General features: G+C 58.4%; 16 protein-coding genes and 3 pseudogenes. 3 read left to right on the top strand and 16 right to left on the bottom strand.

From position 1 onward, the window contains the following. Positions 1-79 precede the first annotated feature (79 nt). From AU381_RS00850 to AU381_RS30595, 11 genes and pseudogenes are all read right to left on the bottom strand, one after another. Positions 80-760 (bottom strand): annotated as a pseudogene (locus AU381_RS00850) (DUF3991 domain-containing protein); the annotation flags it as partial. Then, positions 757-966 carry a hypothetical protein gene (locus tag AU381_RS27965; protein WP_014330963.1) on the bottom strand — a complete coding sequence of 70 codons (210 nt, stop codon included), beginning with the start codon at positions 964-966 and terminating at the stop codon, positions 757-759. The pseudogene AU381_RS00850 and the gene AU381_RS27965, both read right to left, overlap by 4 nt. Further along, positions 938-1,114 (bottom strand): hypothetical protein, encoded by a 177-nt coding sequence (locus tag AU381_RS30175; RefSeq protein WP_014330964.1) that lies wholly within the window; start codon positions 1,112-1,114, stop codon positions 938-940. The genes AU381_RS27965 and AU381_RS30175 overlap by 29 nt, the downstream gene beginning before the upstream one ends. Positions 1,115-1,400: 286 nt before the next feature. Next, positions 1,401-2,366 (bottom strand): AraC family transcriptional regulator, encoded by a 966-nt coding sequence (locus AU381_RS00845; RefSeq protein WP_014330965.1) that lies wholly within the window; start codon positions 2,364-2,366, stop codon positions 1,401-1,403. A 78-nt stretch (positions 2,367-2,444) separates the two neighbouring features. Continuing rightward, a complete protein-coding gene (locus tag AU381_RS00840; protein ID WP_014330966.1) occupies positions 2,445-2,645 on the bottom strand; it encodes a LuxR C-terminal-related transcriptional regulator in 201 nt (66 codons plus the stop codon). Between the two features lie 392 nt (positions 2,646-3,037). After that, positions 3,038-3,841 (bottom strand): amino acid ABC transporter ATP-binding protein, encoded by an 804-nt coding sequence (locus AU381_RS00835; protein ID WP_014857732.1) that lies wholly within the window; start codon positions 3,839-3,841, stop codon positions 3,038-3,040. A gap of 10 nt (positions 3,842-3,851) precedes the next feature. Next, positions 3,852-4,499, bottom strand: coding sequence for an amino acid ABC transporter permease (locus tag AU381_RS00830; protein ID WP_014857731.1), 648 nt, complete (start codon positions 4,497-4,499; stop codon positions 3,852-3,854). Beyond that, a complete protein-coding gene (locus AU381_RS00825) occupies positions 4,499-5,158 on the bottom strand; it encodes an amino acid ABC transporter permease (RefSeq protein WP_014330968.1) in 660 nt (219 codons plus the stop codon). The genes AU381_RS00830 and AU381_RS00825 overlap by 1 nt, the downstream gene beginning before the upstream one ends. A 36-nt stretch (positions 5,159-5,194) precedes the next feature. Further along, on the bottom strand, positions 5,195-6,043 hold the full coding sequence (locus AU381_RS00820; RefSeq protein WP_014330969.1) for a transporter substrate-binding domain-containing protein: 849 nt from the start codon (positions 6,041-6,043) through the stop codon (positions 5,195-5,197). 36 nt (positions 6,044-6,079) lie between these two features. Beyond that, positions 6,080-7,066, bottom strand: a complete 987-nt coding sequence (locus tag AU381_RS00815) for a glutamate cyclase domain-containing protein (protein WP_234885991.1) — start codon at positions 7,064-7,066, stop codon at positions 6,080-6,082. Between the two features lie 20 nt (positions 7,067-7,086). Then, on the bottom strand, positions 7,087-7,446 hold the full coding sequence (locus AU381_RS30595; protein WP_223843495.1) for a hypothetical protein: 360 nt from the start codon (positions 7,444-7,446) through the stop codon (positions 7,087-7,089). A 57-nt stretch (positions 7,447-7,503) separates the two neighbouring features. Here AU381_RS30595 and AU381_RS30590 point away from each other — a divergent pair, with 57 nt between their 5' ends. Then, positions 7,504-8,382: a hypothetical protein gene (locus tag AU381_RS30590; protein ID WP_223843494.1), complete on the top strand. Its 879-nt coding sequence runs from the start codon at positions 7,504-7,506 to the stop codon at positions 8,380-8,382. A 2-nt stretch (positions 8,383-8,384) separates the two neighbouring features. Here AU381_RS30590 and AU381_RS00805 read toward each other — a convergent pair whose 3' ends face one another. From AU381_RS00805 to AU381_RS00795, 3 genes are read right to left on the bottom strand one after another with little or no spacing between them, the layout of a single operon-like run. Then, entirely contained in the window at positions 8,385-9,518 is a 1,134-nt protein-coding gene (locus tag AU381_RS00805; protein ID WP_014330972.1) for a glutamate cyclase domain-containing protein, read from the bottom strand. A 23-nt stretch (positions 9,519-9,541) separates the two neighbouring features. Then, positions 9,542-11,047, bottom strand: a complete 1,506-nt coding sequence (locus tag AU381_RS00800; protein ID WP_014330973.1) for an aldehyde dehydrogenase family protein — start codon at positions 11,045-11,047, stop codon at positions 9,542-9,544. 28 nt (positions 11,048-11,075) lie between these two features. Then, positions 11,076-11,969, bottom strand: a complete 894-nt coding sequence (locus AU381_RS00795) for an NAD(P)-dependent oxidoreductase (protein WP_014330974.1) — start codon at positions 11,967-11,969, stop codon at positions 11,076-11,078. Positions 11,970-12,107: 138 nt separating this feature from the next. On the opposite strand from AU381_RS00795, the gene AU381_RS00790 reads away from it, so the two are divergent. Next, positions 12,108-13,091: a LysR family transcriptional regulator gene (locus tag AU381_RS00790; RefSeq protein ID WP_014857727.1), complete on the top strand. Its 984-nt coding sequence runs from the start codon at positions 12,108-12,110 to the stop codon at positions 13,089-13,091. A gap of 60 nt (positions 13,092-13,151) precedes the next feature. Here the strand turns inward: AU381_RS00790 and AU381_RS29380 are convergent. Then, positions 13,152-13,700: pseudogene (locus AU381_RS29380) on the bottom strand (IS3 family transposase); the annotation flags it as partial. 35 nt (positions 13,701-13,735) lie between these two features. Between AU381_RS29380 and AU381_RS00780 the strand changes: the two are divergent. Then, positions 13,736-14,014 (top strand): annotated as a pseudogene (locus tag AU381_RS00780) (FCD domain-containing protein); the annotation flags it as partial. 33 nt (positions 14,015-14,047) lie between these two features. Here AU381_RS00780 and AU381_RS30530 read toward each other — a convergent pair. Next, the coding region (locus AU381_RS30530; RefSeq protein WP_082909584.1) for a hypothetical protein at positions 14,048-14,255 on the bottom strand (208 nt) is incomplete at its 5' end.

Genomic DNA, 14,255 nt, shown 5'->3' with positions numbered 1-14,255 from the left:
CGTCGACCAGCCGTGGAAGATCATGTCCATCGGACTCCGCGAATGGGCGCATCGGTCATGATCACCGCTCGTTGGTATTACTGAGATATACGGTTCCATCACGCAGCCCCTCGATGGCGGCAAGGCTCATGGCATCGATAGCAGCTTCAGTGACGGCCAGGCGCAACGCTGTGTCCGGCCCCAGACGGAAGAGACCCTTCGTTCCTCCGGAGGCAAAGCCCCGATACTCAGGCCCTCGCGCCTCCCAGCCGGTCACAGCGCCCGCATTGTCCGTATGCGCTGCCCACATGCTGCCATAGGGACCCTCCCGGAGGCGGTCTTGCCGGATTGTCGCGCGGAGCACGTTGGCTGGCAGGAAACGCTCGCCGGAGAGATAAGCCCACGTCGACGAGCCGGGCCACGGATAGCGGCGTCCCTGCCAACGCTCGGGCAGAGAAAGGTCGTGGTTTTGATCGGGCCTGGGCGCCTGCCATTCCGGCTCGTCGATCGTGAAACCGACGAGGTCGGCGACCCTCCCGGCGCCTTCGAGAAATCCGACATGATCGAGATGTTCGACAAGTCCGAACACATCCCCTTTCGCATCGCTGAGCGGATCGAACCATCCGCGCCCCTCATGAACCACGATGATGATTTCAGCGCCACGCCGAAACTTCACCGCCCGCCGGGTACTCTCCTTCGCATCGATGGCGAAGCCCGCATGCTCAAGAACAGCCGCACAGCCTACCCGTTCGCGCAGCGCCTCTATTTCCTTCCTGTTCATGCCTCTTCCTCTTTGCCTTGCTTGCCCGTCGCTTCGCGGGCGCACTTCCACCAGCCGCGAAGAGCAAAGGCGGCAAGGGCACGGCTGGCAATTGTCGGATCATGCAAGACCCGGCCGCGGCGCAGCCTCCCTTGCGGCCTGCCGCTCGCAAGCGGCACGCCGGAGGCACAGGCCGGCTCAATGAGCCGGCCATGGGAAGAACTCATGGACGATCTCAAGATCGTCATCGGCGTCGATCTCGTCGGAAGGAAGCACGCCGTACTCGCCGCCGACCGAGAAGAGGGTGACCGGGACCATCAGGTCGCGGGAGAGCTGGAAGGCGTGGGATTGAGCGAGGGAAAGATCGTGCGACATGTGAGAGGCTCCTTCGGGAGCGGGCCAATCCCGCTCGATGGCTCCTCAAAAGGCCCGACGGCGGGCGCGATCACCGCGAGGCGAAGCCGAAGCGGCCGCAGCTTGCTAGCGGACCCTTTACGGGTTGATCGTGGAAGATCCGGCGCCGGGCCAGGACGCCATCACAAAAGAGCGGGATTGGGCTGCTTCCGAAGGAGATAAAGGATCACGCACGCCTATTGGTCTGCGGCAGTTTCCCGCGCCACAACAATCGTGTCCACCTTCACCCTACCCACCGACCGGACACTCAGCGCATTCGGAGCGTATCCGAAGGCGTTTCGCCGAAAGCTTGATAATAGGCGGCGGCGAACCGCCCCATATGGGTGAACCCTCCATTGCGCGCCGCATCGGAAATCAATCGTGAGCCGTCATCGCCTAGGAGAGCTCTGCGGGCAGCTTCAAGGCGGATCGTTCTAAGATAGCCTAAAGGCGTGGTGCCTTTGAAACGCTGGAAGGCCGCCTGCAATGCCCTGACGCTTGTACCCGTCTCGGCTGCGATCAGAGCAGCCGTCATGGATTGCGCCAGGTTCGAGTGCATGTACTCGATCGTTCTTTTCACCTGCCACGAGACAGCCGGCGAGAGCGACTGTTCGAGCCGCGGCATGTAGCTGTTGGGAGCGACCTCCAGAAGTGCGATCATCGTCGCCTGAAATAGCCGCTCGATAGCGGCCGGTGATAGTCGATCTGCTTCGGAAAGATTGAGGCAACTCCAAACAAGATGGCCGAGCGCCGCCAACCGCAATCCTTTCTCGGAAGTCAGATCGACAATACGATCGAATTCGAGATCCGTCGTGACAGGACCATCCAGCAGTTCACTCACCTGCTGCACCATCGCCGCCTTTTCGAAGGAAAGGCCGATATGGTTGGAATGTTCATGAGGGGTTAGCTCGTCGAAGTACGCGAGATCCTCCAGAAAACCTGTTGCTCTCGTCGTCGGGAAGCTTTGTGTCCCGGCACGTATCTCCGGCGCGTTGGTGGACGGCAGGTAAAGAACGAATGCGTCGGGCGCGTCATCGAAGCCAAGTTTCAGGGCTGAACGGCACTTCCCCTCCCAAGCGCTGAAACGGCCGACGATGTAGTGTCGATCTTGGCCAGCGCTCCCGTGGCGGAGCGGTTCAACGCTCGTCGAAAGCAACGCGCTCGCGTCGTGCGCCGGCATCGCACCGGCGTCAGCCCGTTCAACTTCATATTTTGAGAGCGCACGATACGGCAACGAACCCTCCAAAACTTGCCAAACGCAGCGCAACGAGCGCGTCGCATTCTTCGTTCCCAGTCCCGCCAGCGGAGCCGGTCACTCGGGCTCTGAGAGATTGGCCTTCGCGATAGCTTCTTCCGTTGATCTTACCTCCAGCGCGGCAAGCGCGCGCTGGAGATAACCCTCGATATCGGCGACGCTCTTGCCCTCCAGCGAAGCGATTTCGGCGACGGTCCTACCTCGAGAAATCCATCGAAGGCAGGTCTTTTCAAGTGGCGAGAGTGTCCATTCCTTCATGACAAAAATCGCGCTCAGTTGCGCCGCGGTCGGCGGCAGGTTTGGTACCGGACGGCAGCATTGAAATCTCGGTAGAAGCCAAGACTGCGATGCCTCCGAGAAAAGTGGCTGCCGTCGAGACCTGTGCGACGGCAGCCGAGTTGCCCCGGGAGGAGGCTGGGAGTTCGATATCTCGTCTTCAACATTCGCATGTTATGTTATAACATATCGCGTAATCAAATTTATGGAACTTCTAGCGCTGCCCCGGCCGTGGACGGCCAAGCTTAAGTGCTTGGCCCGCACAGTTCGAGAGACTGGCCGCATGATCAAAAAATGCCTCTCCACTTTTCCGAAGCATGTCCCAGATGCAAGAGGCGATGATTCTGCTGGGTGTCGATCGTGGAGACAAGCATTCACCCTTCATGAGAGAGGTGACGTGACAGAAAACCACGGAACCGATCCGTTTGGGGATTGGTCATGATCTCTTCTGGCGGACCTTGCTCGACCACAACGCCACCATCCATAAAGACAACCCGATCGGCGACCCCCCTCGCAAATCCCATTTCGTGGGTAACAACAATCATTGTCATGCCTTCTTCGGCCAACTCGCGCATGACTTTGAGTACTTCCCCGACGAGTTCGGGATCGAGCGCCGACGTGACCTCGTCGAAGAGCATGACGGATGGTTCCATCGCAAGCGCCCGGGCGATAGCTACGCGCTGCTGTTGACCACCCGAAAGTCGCCCTGGATAGGCGTCGGCCTTGTGTTCCATTCCGACCTTGGCAAGGAGCTTCATGGCGATGTCACGCGCCTTGCTGTTGTCCATGCCCTTCACCTTGACCGGACCCATCATTACGTTCTGAAGAACGGTACGATGGGGGAAAAGATTGTAGCTCTGGAACACCATGCCGACGTGTTGGCGAAGGCTGGCGTTGTCAACTTCGCTTACCGGCCTGCGCGTGCCGTTCACCATCTTGTAGCCGACCGGGCGGCCCTCAACGGTAATGGTCCCCTGGTCGAAGTTCTCAAGGAAATTCACACAACGCAACATTGTGGATTTTCCCGACCCGCTCGGCCCAAGGATGACGACGACTTCACCGCGCTTGACGGATATGTCGATGCCCTTCAGGACTTCGAGTGTCGAGTAGGATTTGCGGAGACCTCTGATAGCAACAATATCGTCGCTCTGAGAAATCGGGGCAGCAGCTTGGTTCATGTTGGTCTCCTTAACTGTCAAAGGCCAAACGTTTGTCGAGCGCGCGTGCAGCGAGCGAAAGCGGGTAGCAGATGATGAAATAGATGAGCATAACGCCGAGAAAGATCTGGAATGCAGCAAGAGTGCGCTCCACCACTTCGCGGGCAGCGAAGGACAGCTCCCACGCTCCTACAATGGATGCATAGGATGTCTGCTTGATTGCCATAAGTGAGATATTGAGGACTGGCGCGATAACCAGGCGCATTGCCTGCGGAAGGACAATCTCCCGCATCATTTTGCCTTTGCGCATTCCAAGGCTTTTGGCAGCCTCTGTCTGTCCCGTCGGCACGCCGGCAATCGCCCCGCGCGTCGCTTCGGCAACAAAAGCACCCACATAAACGATCATGGAAATGGCGACCGCCGTATATGCATCCAGCCGCAAACCCAAAGCGGGAAAGCTGTAGAAACCGAGAAACATGATCACCAGAACCGGCACGCCACGGAACAGGAAAATGTAGGCAGTGATGATGGAACGGAGGATTGCTCCGCCAACAGATGCCAGGACACCAATCCCGACGCCAAGCGCCGTGCCGCAGGAGACGACGATTGCTGACAGTATGACGGTGTATACCGCGCCTTGTAGCAGGTAAGGCAAATTCGATTGAAGGACAGGAAACATCAGCCATACCTCCGGGCCGCACGCACTTCGATGATACGAAGGACCAGGCCGAGCGTGCTTGTGAGAATGAGGTAGAAGAACGCGACTGCAATGAAGGCTTCAAAGGACGCGCCCGATCGTTCGATCGTCATCTTACCGGTCAAGGTCAGATCCATGACGCCGATGGCCGATACAAGTGAGGTGTCTTTGACGAGGACGATGAGTTGGTTACCGAGCGCCGGCAGCACCTTGATAAACGCCTGCGGCAGAATGACGAGACGGATGACCGCGAATCTGCGCATGCCAATCGCGCTACCGGCTTCCCATTGCCTCTGGCTTAGGGATTGAATTCCGGAACGCAGGATCTCGGAAAGAAATGCGCCGTGCTGCGAGGCGATTGCGATTACACCGCAGACGATGCTGCTCCAGAAGAGGCCGAGAAGAGGCAGCCCGAAATAAAGCAGGTACATTTGCACCAGAAGCGGCGAATTGCGCATAACCTCGACATAGGCATCAACCAATCTGCTGGCCCATGTCCATTGGGCGAGCCGGGGTATAATCAATACAATGGCCCAAATCAGTGCCGCAGGGGCGGCGAGAGCCGCTACCCCCGCAGTAATCAGGAACCCGTCGGCAAACGCCGGAAGATATCTGGTGAAGAAAATTACGAACGCGTCCAATGGTGTTCCCCTTGTTATTTTGAACCCAAAGACCGACTACTTCTGTGGCTGATTGAGATACCATTTGACGTTCAAGGGCTTCGTACCGAACCACTTTTCATAAATCTTGCTGTAGTCGGCAAAGAGGTATCCACCGGTCATTTCGCTGACCGTGAGATCTAGATACTGCCACAGGCGGAAGTCGCCGGGTTTCATGAAGATGCCAGTATTTACGACATCTGTCAGTCGCTCCTCGATGACGCGCATGTCGGGGTTCTGTTTGACATACCAGGCGGCGACCGGGCCATCCAACTGTGCCCCTTGCGCACGACCAAGCTTCACGGCATTGAATTGGGCCGCAATGCCGTCGAAGGTGGCGATCTGTGCGCTCGGGAAGAGGCGTTTGGCGCGTTCCTCCTGGGTCGGCGTCGTCAGATTGGCAATCGTGACGTCCGACTTGTTGAAGTCGGCGAGCTTCTGAAACGGCGCGTCCTTGCGAACGATCATCACGACACCACCGTCGATGTAACTACGGGTGAAAGCGACCTTCTGAGCGCGATCAGCATAAATGCTCGTAGTCTGCGCGCCGAAGTCGATTGTGCCGTTCTGAGCATTCGGCCAGCGTTGGGCTGCACTCTGACGTACAAACTCGACCTTGGTTTCGTCGCCGAATGTCGCCTTAGCAATCAGCTTGGCTATGTCGATATCGAAGCCGACCAGTTCGCCCTTCTCATCGACAAATCCGAACGGCGGAGATTCGCTCGACACGCCAACGATCAGTTTTCCGCGAGACAGAAGCTCATCAAGCCGCGATGTTTCTTGGGCATGGGCTGCTCCCGCAACGACCATGGTTGCCAACGCGCCGGCGAAGACCGAACGCAGCTTAGAAAGAAATCCATTTTTCATTTTCATTCCCCTTGTGGTTGTATTGCGCCTGCACAATCAGCGCAGCGCGGGTCGAACGATCCCCTCGATAATCTCGGAAATCGCAAGATGGGTGGAAAGTGGTATACCATCGACATTTGCGTCGATCAGTCCGTCGACAGAGTTGATCAGGCCGATATCGACACCACGCTTGAGAAGAGTGGCTTCCATTTCTGGCTTGTGAAGGAGCCGGATGTCCTTCAACCGAGCGGCGAGCGCGCCGACGATAGCGTAGCAACCCCAATTTGAGACCGCCGCCGTGACGAGAATATCGGAGCCGGTCATGGCGCCGATCCCGGCGCCACCTTCCGGTCGCGCGTCACCAAAACGGACGTGCTTATGAACTGCTTCCTTGATCGCACCCATTCCGATTTCATTGCCGCCGTCGCCGACTGCCACGGTCAAAACGCCGCGCTTGTTGGCTTCATCGAACACATAATCGATGCGCGCGCGGTCCATGCCGTAGTCCACACCACGCATGCTGCAATAGATGCCGTCGGCATTGCGACCGACGCGTTCGGTCGAAAACAGCAGGACGGGGTTTAATTCGTCCAGAATGCGGCAAGCTTCGGCGGGGGCGTCCTCATCCTTGGTCGTAAATGGCAGAAGCGATACGACGGCGAGGCTCTTGTCGCGGGCGGCAATCTTAGCCTGTTCGACTGGAACGACGGTCAGGCCCGCCGTCGTCATGAGCTTGCCGATTGGCTCGATCAAGGTCGCCTCCGCGAGAACGACACACAGCGCCTTGCGGGAAAGGCTGATTGCGCGCACCACCGCCGCCAGACCAGCCGGACCGTCATTCTCGCCGATCTCTGGGGAGATCCAGGCGCGCGAAACCGAACCCGTTGTGACCAGTACGACATCCTCGTGGTTCAGCGCGGCAAGTTTATCGGCCGCTGCTCCCACCGGCGATGCTCCAAGCAATAGACGGGTAGCCGCAGAAAGATGCTCGACGCCGCGGCCGCCCAGGTCGAGATTGACCAGCCGGTCGAGCCGGTCGTCCATGGCGGCGAAATTCGAAGTGGTCATGCGAAATCTCCCAGGATCAGCGTCTTCATGGCGTTTTCATCAGTGACAATGTCTGCAACCTTGGTAATGCAGTCATCGACCGCATCGACGACGGCGCTCACGCCACCGACACTTGCAAGGGCATCAAGAGTCGGTTTCAGACGCAGCGAAACGCGCGCACCGGGCTGGCCATGCGTGTTGACAGTCAAAATGCCGTGGTCTGCCAGAAGGAGCATGCCGAGTGCCGCAGTCGCCTCGCAGGGCACGACATTGAGCGCATCGGCCGAGATCGACGCACGTTCGAGAATGATAGCGAGCACGGCGTCTTCATTGACCATGGGTCCAAGGTCGCTGCGCATGACAACGCCCGCGCCCATCGCTGCCTCAAGTGCGGCGGCAAGTTCCTGACCGGCCGCCGCCTCCTGTGTCAGATGATGAGGATCGAATTTTTGAAGAGAGCGAAGCACGGCCGCCGCGATTGGAGCACGAGCTTCCATACCATACTCGGCAGCTTTGGCGCCTGCGGCCATGACGAGACCGGAACGGCCGACCAGCACGCCAGCGCGCGGCCCCGAAAGTCCGGCCTTATCGCAATTGGTGATCGCGAGATCCGCACCGAGTGCAAGAGCTTTCTGCCCTCCGTGCAGTACAGGGCGAAGGCGAGCCCCGTAGGCCTCATCGAGAAGGACAATGGCTCCAGCTTTGTGGGCTTCCTCGACCACGGCTATCGTAAAAGCGTCATCGAGCCGAGCCAGAGCGCTCGTAACGGTGGTTACGATAACCAGACAACAATCCGCAATGTGAGTGCGCCAATCTTTGTCCGAGGTAACTTCCTTCAGCCCGACCCTGGCGAGTGTACATCCACGTACGACCGACGCGTGAGATCGATCGCCGGCAGGCACGACCGAAAGTACCGGCTTTCCGCCGGCGAGTGCGGCGATCGTCGCTACGATCCCGGCGCTGGTGCGATTGAAAACGGCACATCCGTCATCACTTCGTCCGCCAAGATGTTCGATGGCGACCGCGCGGAGCTCCTCGGCATAAAGACCAGGACCAATCCATTCCTCGCAATTTGTGTTCAGGTCTTCCGGACGAACTGGAAAATCGCGCTGGTTTCCTGTGAAAACGCCGATCGATCGCGGTCCAAGTGCCTGGACGCGCTTTGCCGCGACGGTCTGTCCATGGCGAAGGCGTTTAGCCTCCTCGATACTGGATTTGATGATCGAGCCACGCGCGAAACCGACGACCGGATCGATCTCATTACCGAAGGTGTCCCGGCGAGCTGTCTGACTTTCGCTCTTTTGCGTGGATAGGCTCATAGGTGATAACCTCCTTTGGCCTGGGCATCATCGAGCACCGAAAAAATCGGTAGGTCCGCCTCGCTGGATGCTGTGGCCGCGTTTTTGAGTTCGGATTTCGAAGTTGCAGAAATTGCGATGCTACGCATCAGCTCGGAGACGCCTGAGTGGCCTCGCCAGTCGATACCATCGACAGCGAGTGCGGGACGCGAAGTCGCCCCGTCGAGCGCGCCCGCTGCAATGCAAGCGACAATGAACGCATGTTCCCGATCGCCACTGTGCGCGAGATTCTCATCGTCGAGCGCTATCGCGAGAGCCCCGGAGACCGCATAAGCTCCCCAATTGGATACGGATGCACTGACGAGAACGTCGGTTTCGGTGATGGTGACCACACCCGTCTCGTCAGGCTGCGAGCGACCACCGCGTGGCAAGAGGGCGGCGACCGCTTCACGAATTTTTCCGAACCCGATTTCGTTACCGCCGTCGCCGATTCCGACCGTCAGCACGTTTCGCTGTTTCGCCTCGTAGGCCAGGCGATAGACATCTGCGACGGTTCCCGGCGGGCGGCGATCGCCACGAATGCCATGATAGTGGCCAGCTTCGTTCGGACCATCGCGCTCTACGAAAATGACGGCCGTCGGTTTCAGACGATCAAAAATATCGGTGGCGGCGGCTAGACCTTCTGCCTCGCCTTTCGGAAAAATGGCTGTGGTGATCGAGCCCTGCGACTGCGCAACGTCCTCGATGACTCGAACGCAGGCATCGACAGCGGGCATATGCTCGTCCTGGGCGACAAGCGTAACATTCGCGCCAAATCCGAGCGCCAGGCTGCGCGCCAGCGCCACAGCACCGGGCGGACCGTCGGTCTCCCCGAGAGGCAGCTTCGGCGCAACGCCTGCGCCGGTCGCGACAATAACATCTGATCCTGGGCGTATTGCTGCAAGCAGCTTTCTTGCCGCGAGCGTCGAGGAAGGCTCGCCTTGTACCGCGCGACAGGCCAGATACGTCGGGACGACGATTCCAGCCGGAAGCCCGCCCGTTAGCGGGCGGACCTCTAGTGTCATAAGTCGATCGAAACGCTCGCCAAATACGCATAGGCGCTCGATATCGGCCGTCGTCAGCTTGCTATTGATGGAAAGCGTTTTGGGCATCGACTTGGCTCTTATCCGTAACTTCAGAGGTTGACCGTGACGCTTTTGCGGGCCGTGTAGGCCTCAAGAGCACCTTCGATGGAGTATTCGGATCCAATACCGCTCTGCTTGATGCCGCCATAGGACATGCCGGGGATCTGGCCGCCGGCGCGGTTGATCTGGAGCCAACCGGCGTCGATCCGGCTCGCCGCATTGAGAGCCGTGGTTAGGTCATTGGCAAAGATATAGGCGGCAAGGCCATAGTGGGTGTTGTTTGCCCACTCGATAACCTCGACTTCACTCGTCCATGGAATGGCAACGAGAACAGGGCCGAACACCTCTTCCTGCACGATGCGCCAGTCGTTGGTGAGGCCTTTGAGGACGGTCGGCTTCGGGAAGAATCCGACGTTCCTGCCAGCCGCGGGCGGGACTTCACCGGTTACCACTTCGGCGCCCGAGTTAACCGCCTCGGAGATGAACTCCCGAACAGCGCTGTAGCGCTCCTCGTTGATGATCGCGCCGATATCGGTCTCTTCGTCAAGGGCGTCGCCGATCTTCATTACGGCAAGCTTCTCGACGACCTTCTTCAAGACAGGCTCGAATACATCCTGATGGACATAAAGACGTGAACCGGCAGTGCAGGACTGCCCCTGACGAGCAAACCGCATCGCATTAATGATGTTCGCTGCAAGGCCATCGATCCTGTCGTCGGTCGCGGCGTCCGGATAGACGATGGTTGGGCTCTTGCCCCCAAGCTCCAATGTGGCGCGAGCAATACGGTCGGCGGCGGCATGGGCGACCAGTTTACCGACCTCGACCGAACCCGTGAAAGAGATCTTTGCAACGTCCGGATGGCCGGATAGGGCAGCACCTGCTACTTCACCTACGCCGGTCACGACGTTGAAGACGCCGTTCGGGAACAGATCGGCTGCAAGCTCTGCGACTCGGATGACCGCAAGCGGCGCGTCTTCGGCAGGCTTCAGGACGAGCGTATTGCCAGTGCCAAGAGCCATGCCTATCTTGACGGCGGCGAGAACCAGCGGTGAATTCCACGGTATGATCGCACCGACGACGCCAAGCGGCTCGCGCGTCGTGTAGCTGAACAGACCCGGGCCAAGCGGAAGCGTTTCGCCCTTTTGTTCGGCGACCGTTCCGCCATAGTAACGCAGCACTTCAATGGAACTCATGACTTCCGGACGGCTCTGCGTACGCAGCGCGTTTCCGGTTTCTGCAGCGAGAATGCGAGCGATCTCTTCCGAATGCGCTGAGACACGATTGGCAAGCTCCGTCAGGAGCGCGCCGCGCGTACGCGATGCCAGACGCCGCCACGAGGGAAACGCTGCCTTCGCCGCGGCAACTGCAGCATCGACATCTTCTCTGTCCGCCGCGCCGATCGTCGTAATGACGCTGCTGCGGCAGGGATTGATGATGTCGAGCATCGCGCCAGATACGGGCTTGACCCATGCTCCATTGATCAGTTGACCGGAAAGGCCAGCGGTTGGCAAAATGACTTCCGCCGTGTCATTCCGGACTTTAGCTGTCTGAGACATTGTTCGTTCCTTGGTTGAATGCGGGTGATCAGGCGCTTGCGGGCAGGCGCAGTTCGACTTTCAGAAGATTTTCGAAAACTTCTGCTACGCTCGTGGAATCCTTGCCTCCAAGACCTTCGGCGCGTGCCATATTGTAGATTTGGCGGACCATCTGACCGAGCGGCATGGGGTAAGCCGAGAACTCCTCGAGGCACAGGGAGATGTCCTTGTGCATCAGATCGAGTGCGAAGTTTGCAGGACGCTCTTCGGTGAAAAGCGTTTTTGGGAGGTAGTCGAGCATCTTGCTGCCCGCGAGTCCGCCGGACAGGACTTCCGTCAGAACAGATAGGTTCGCGCCGGATTTGACGCTGGCGGAAAGCACTTCGCCTAGGGCAACGGTATTGATTGCCGTCAGGAGGTTATGGGCGAGTTTGGTCAGTTGGCCAGAACCGACAGGGCCGCAATGCACAATGCGGCCGGCGATCGGGCCGAGGACCGGGCGGGCTGCATCGAGAACGTCTTGGCTTCCGCCAGCCATAACCAGAAGAGTCCCGGCGCTGGCGCCGGCGACACCGCCGCTGACCGGCGCGTCCATGAAGTGAACGCCCTTCGCTTCGCACTGTGCTGCAATGGCCTTGGTTGTCGATGCATCGACTGTGCTGAAGTCGATAACCGTAGCGCCCGCGGCCACTTTCTTGAGGATACCATTCTCGCCGGTAATGGCGTCGCGAAGAGTGGCAGGACTCGGCAGGCTGCTGAGAACAAACATGGCTGGCGCGGCGGCGGCACTCGGCGATGCCTCAACGACAGCGCCTTTTACAGCAAGCTCAGCGGTAGCCGCCGTGTTGGGATCAAAAACGTGGACCACATGACCTGCATCGAGTAGGCGAAGCGCCATTCTCGAACCCATCCGACCAACACCAATAAAAGCAACCGTAGTCATCTTGTACCTTCCTCGTGATGAGCCAATAGACTCTGTCCAAAAAAGGGGAGGCCAAGAAAGACGATCCGACAGCACGCGCGGTCGAGCGATCACTCTCTAATTGTTCCCCTTTTTTTACGTATTGATCACAGAAAATGAGTGAAAGAAAAGGCGACGCTTGATAACACTACATGTAAGAAAAACTTACGGACTGCGTTTATCATGCTCAATCTCTCACGGCTGCAACTTCTTCATGAGCTCTCGGTCCTTGGCACGATTTCGGCGGTTGCAAGATCCCTGAACCTGACGCGGCCCGCTGTCTCGCAGCAACTCTCTCTCCTTGAGAAGGAGCTTGGCCTCGTTCTGTTCGAGCGCTCGGGGAGAGGTGTACGCTGGACATCGGCCGGCGAGCGTTTGTTGGCCGGCATTGGCGGAATACTTCAGGCCGTGAACGAAGTAGAAGCGGATCTCGCGCGAACTGCACAAACGGTGACCGGCGACTTGCGTATCGCTGCATTCGGTTCAGCAGCTGCAACTATCATCCCACAAGCGATTACCCAGCTGGCAAAACAGCACCCCTCGCTGGAGATCTTTTTCAACGAAATGGAGCCGGGTGACGGCCTCAAAGCGACTGCGACGAAGCAGGTCGACATCGCAATCGTAGACGATCTAACTGGGACGGAAAACTTCGCGCACCAGCTGGACTTCCAGCCCCTTTACATCGACCCCTTTAAAGCCGTTGTTTCAGTCGATCACAGATTAGCGGGCACTGGACGAAAGTCGGTCGAACTATGGGAACTTGCCCAGGAAAAATGGGCCCTGAACCAATCAGCCATTGGCTATCAGACGTTCATCGTGAACGCGTGCCATGCGGAGGGATATACGCCACAAATCATGTCGAGCTGCCGCAACATTGCAGCGACATTGGAGTTTGTGCGAACCGGAAGCTTCGTTACCGTTCTTCCAGGTCTTGCGACGCACAATATACTGCTCGATCCCGATTTTCGGTGCCTGGACCTACGCCCTGTAACACAGCGGCGACTTTTTTCGGCATTCGCAAAGGGAAGCAAAGCTCGGCCCGCCATTTCTGCTGCATTGGAAGCGTTCGAACACGCATGTTCGATATTCATCGATCATCGATGATCACCAACCAGACAGGAGAAGCTCGCACGGCTCGGTTTGTCTGAACAGTTTCGGGCGTGTGTGACCTGGCGCTGGTTTGGAGGCGTTAGGGCGACGGTATATTGTCTCGATGCCCACCTTGTTTATCAGTGTGGCGACGTGCCGCCGCCCAGTTTCCAGGCCTTCTCCTCTCAAGAGCCCTTGCAAGATACGACTTCCGGCAAAAGGGTAGTCGAGATGTAGTTCGTCGATCCCCGAGCGAATGCGACGCATTCGTCCGCCGCCGCCTCAGAGCCAGATCGCTGTGCCACACTGAACGTGGAGAATAGTAGACGGCTGCCACGGCTGAAGCCGAGAAGCTTCACCTGGCGCACGACGGATAGCCTATGATCGCGGTCGATCATTTGTTGTCCCGCATCAATCCGCCTTGCCCAGCGCACCGGATAAAAAATCGTTCTCCAGCGTCAGTGCGCCGATTTTGGCGTGCAGCGTTTTCACATCGACGGTTGGACGCGCCGGTTCCGCCTTCGCTTCATCACCGAATACGCCTGTCGCCCCCTCAAGGAGCGGTCGTCTTGTATGGTCTCTCCTGTTCCCGGCATCTAAGCCGAAGTCAGGCAGAAATTCCACTTATCCTAGCTGTGCAGATTTCCCGAGCCAGCTCTTACTACGACAACGAGGAATTCCATAAGGCGATCTATGCGGCCAGCCGAAGCGAGTTTCTCGAGGAACAATGCCTGCAACTGCACCGGCGCCTGCGGCCCTACCGCCGCCTGCAATTGCGCGTGCGCAATCGGTTGTCGACGTCTTTCTCGGAACATTGCGCCATCGTCGATGCGATCTTTGCTGGAAACGGAGAGGACGCCCGCCGCCTGCTGCGGGGACATGTCGGCATTCAGGGCGAGCGGTTCAGCGATCTCGTTGCAAGCATGGCGGCCAGATAATCCCGGCGACGCCGAACGCACGGGTATTGTCGCTTAGCAACGCTGGTCGGTCAGCCAGTCGGCAAAAATGCGTGCCAGTCGCCTCTGGCTGCCCGATTTCGGATAGGCGATATAATGCCCGATATATCGGTTGTCCCGGAATTTCCCGGCAAACGCTTTGACCGGCACTGTAAAGTTATCAGCGGATTGATGCAGCGATAGCTGGCGGGGACGGCTGTCAGGCTGCGGCGACACACGCGAT

The organism is Sinorhizobium glycinis (assembly GCF_001651865.1).
GTDB classification, from domain to species: domain Bacteria; phylum Pseudomonadota; class Alphaproteobacteria; order Rhizobiales; family Rhizobiaceae; genus Sinorhizobium; species Sinorhizobium glycinis.
This window is presented reverse-complemented; position numbering and strand designations above follow the sequence as displayed.

Bases quoted from the DNA above. Each gene is read 5' to 3' on its own strand.
- AU381_RS30590 (WP_223843494.1), top strand. From the start codon at position 7,504: ATGAGGATCGAATTTTTGAAGAGAGCGAAGCACGGCCGCCGCGATTGG.
- AU381_RS00840 (WP_014330966.1), bottom strand. From the start codon at position 2,645: ATGAAGGAATGGACACTCTCGCCACTTGAAAAGACCTGCCTTCGATGG.
- AU381_RS00805 (WP_014330972.1), bottom strand. From the start codon at position 9,518: ATGCCCAAAACGCTTTCCATCAATAGCAAGCTGACGACGGCCGATATC.
- AU381_RS27965 (WP_014330963.1), bottom strand. From the start codon at position 966: ATGAGTTCTTCCCATGGCCGGCTCATTGAGCCGGCCTGTGCCTCCGGC.
- AU381_RS00820 (WP_014330969.1), bottom strand. From the start codon at position 6,043: ATGAAAAATGGATTTCTTTCTAAGCTGCGTTCGGTCTTCGCCGGCGCG.
- AU381_RS00835 (WP_014857732.1), bottom strand. From the start codon at position 3,841: ATGAACCAAGCTGCTGCCCCGATTTCTCAGAGCGACGATATTGTTGCT.
- AU381_RS00830 (WP_014857731.1), bottom strand. From the start codon at position 4,499: ATGTTTCCTGTCCTTCAATCGAATTTGCCTTACCTGCTACAAGGCGCG.
- AU381_RS00795 (WP_014330974.1), bottom strand. From the start codon at position 11,969: ATGACTACGGTTGCTTTTATTGGTGTTGGTCGGATGGGTTCGAGAATG.
- AU381_RS30175 (WP_014330964.1), bottom strand. From the start codon at position 1,114: ATGTCGCACGATCTTTCCCTCGCTCAATCCCACGCCTTCCAGCTCTCC.
- AU381_RS30595 (WP_223843495.1), bottom strand. From the start codon at position 7,446: ATGGGCGCGGGCGTTGTCATGCGCAGCGACCTTGGACCCATGGTCAAT.
- AU381_RS00800 (WP_014330973.1), bottom strand. From the start codon at position 11,047: ATGTCTCAGACAGCTAAAGTCCGGAATGACACGGCGGAAGTCATTTTG.
- AU381_RS00815 (WP_234885991.1), bottom strand. From the start codon at position 7,066: ATGGACGACCGGCTCGACCGGCTGGTCAATCTCGACCTGGGCGGCCGC.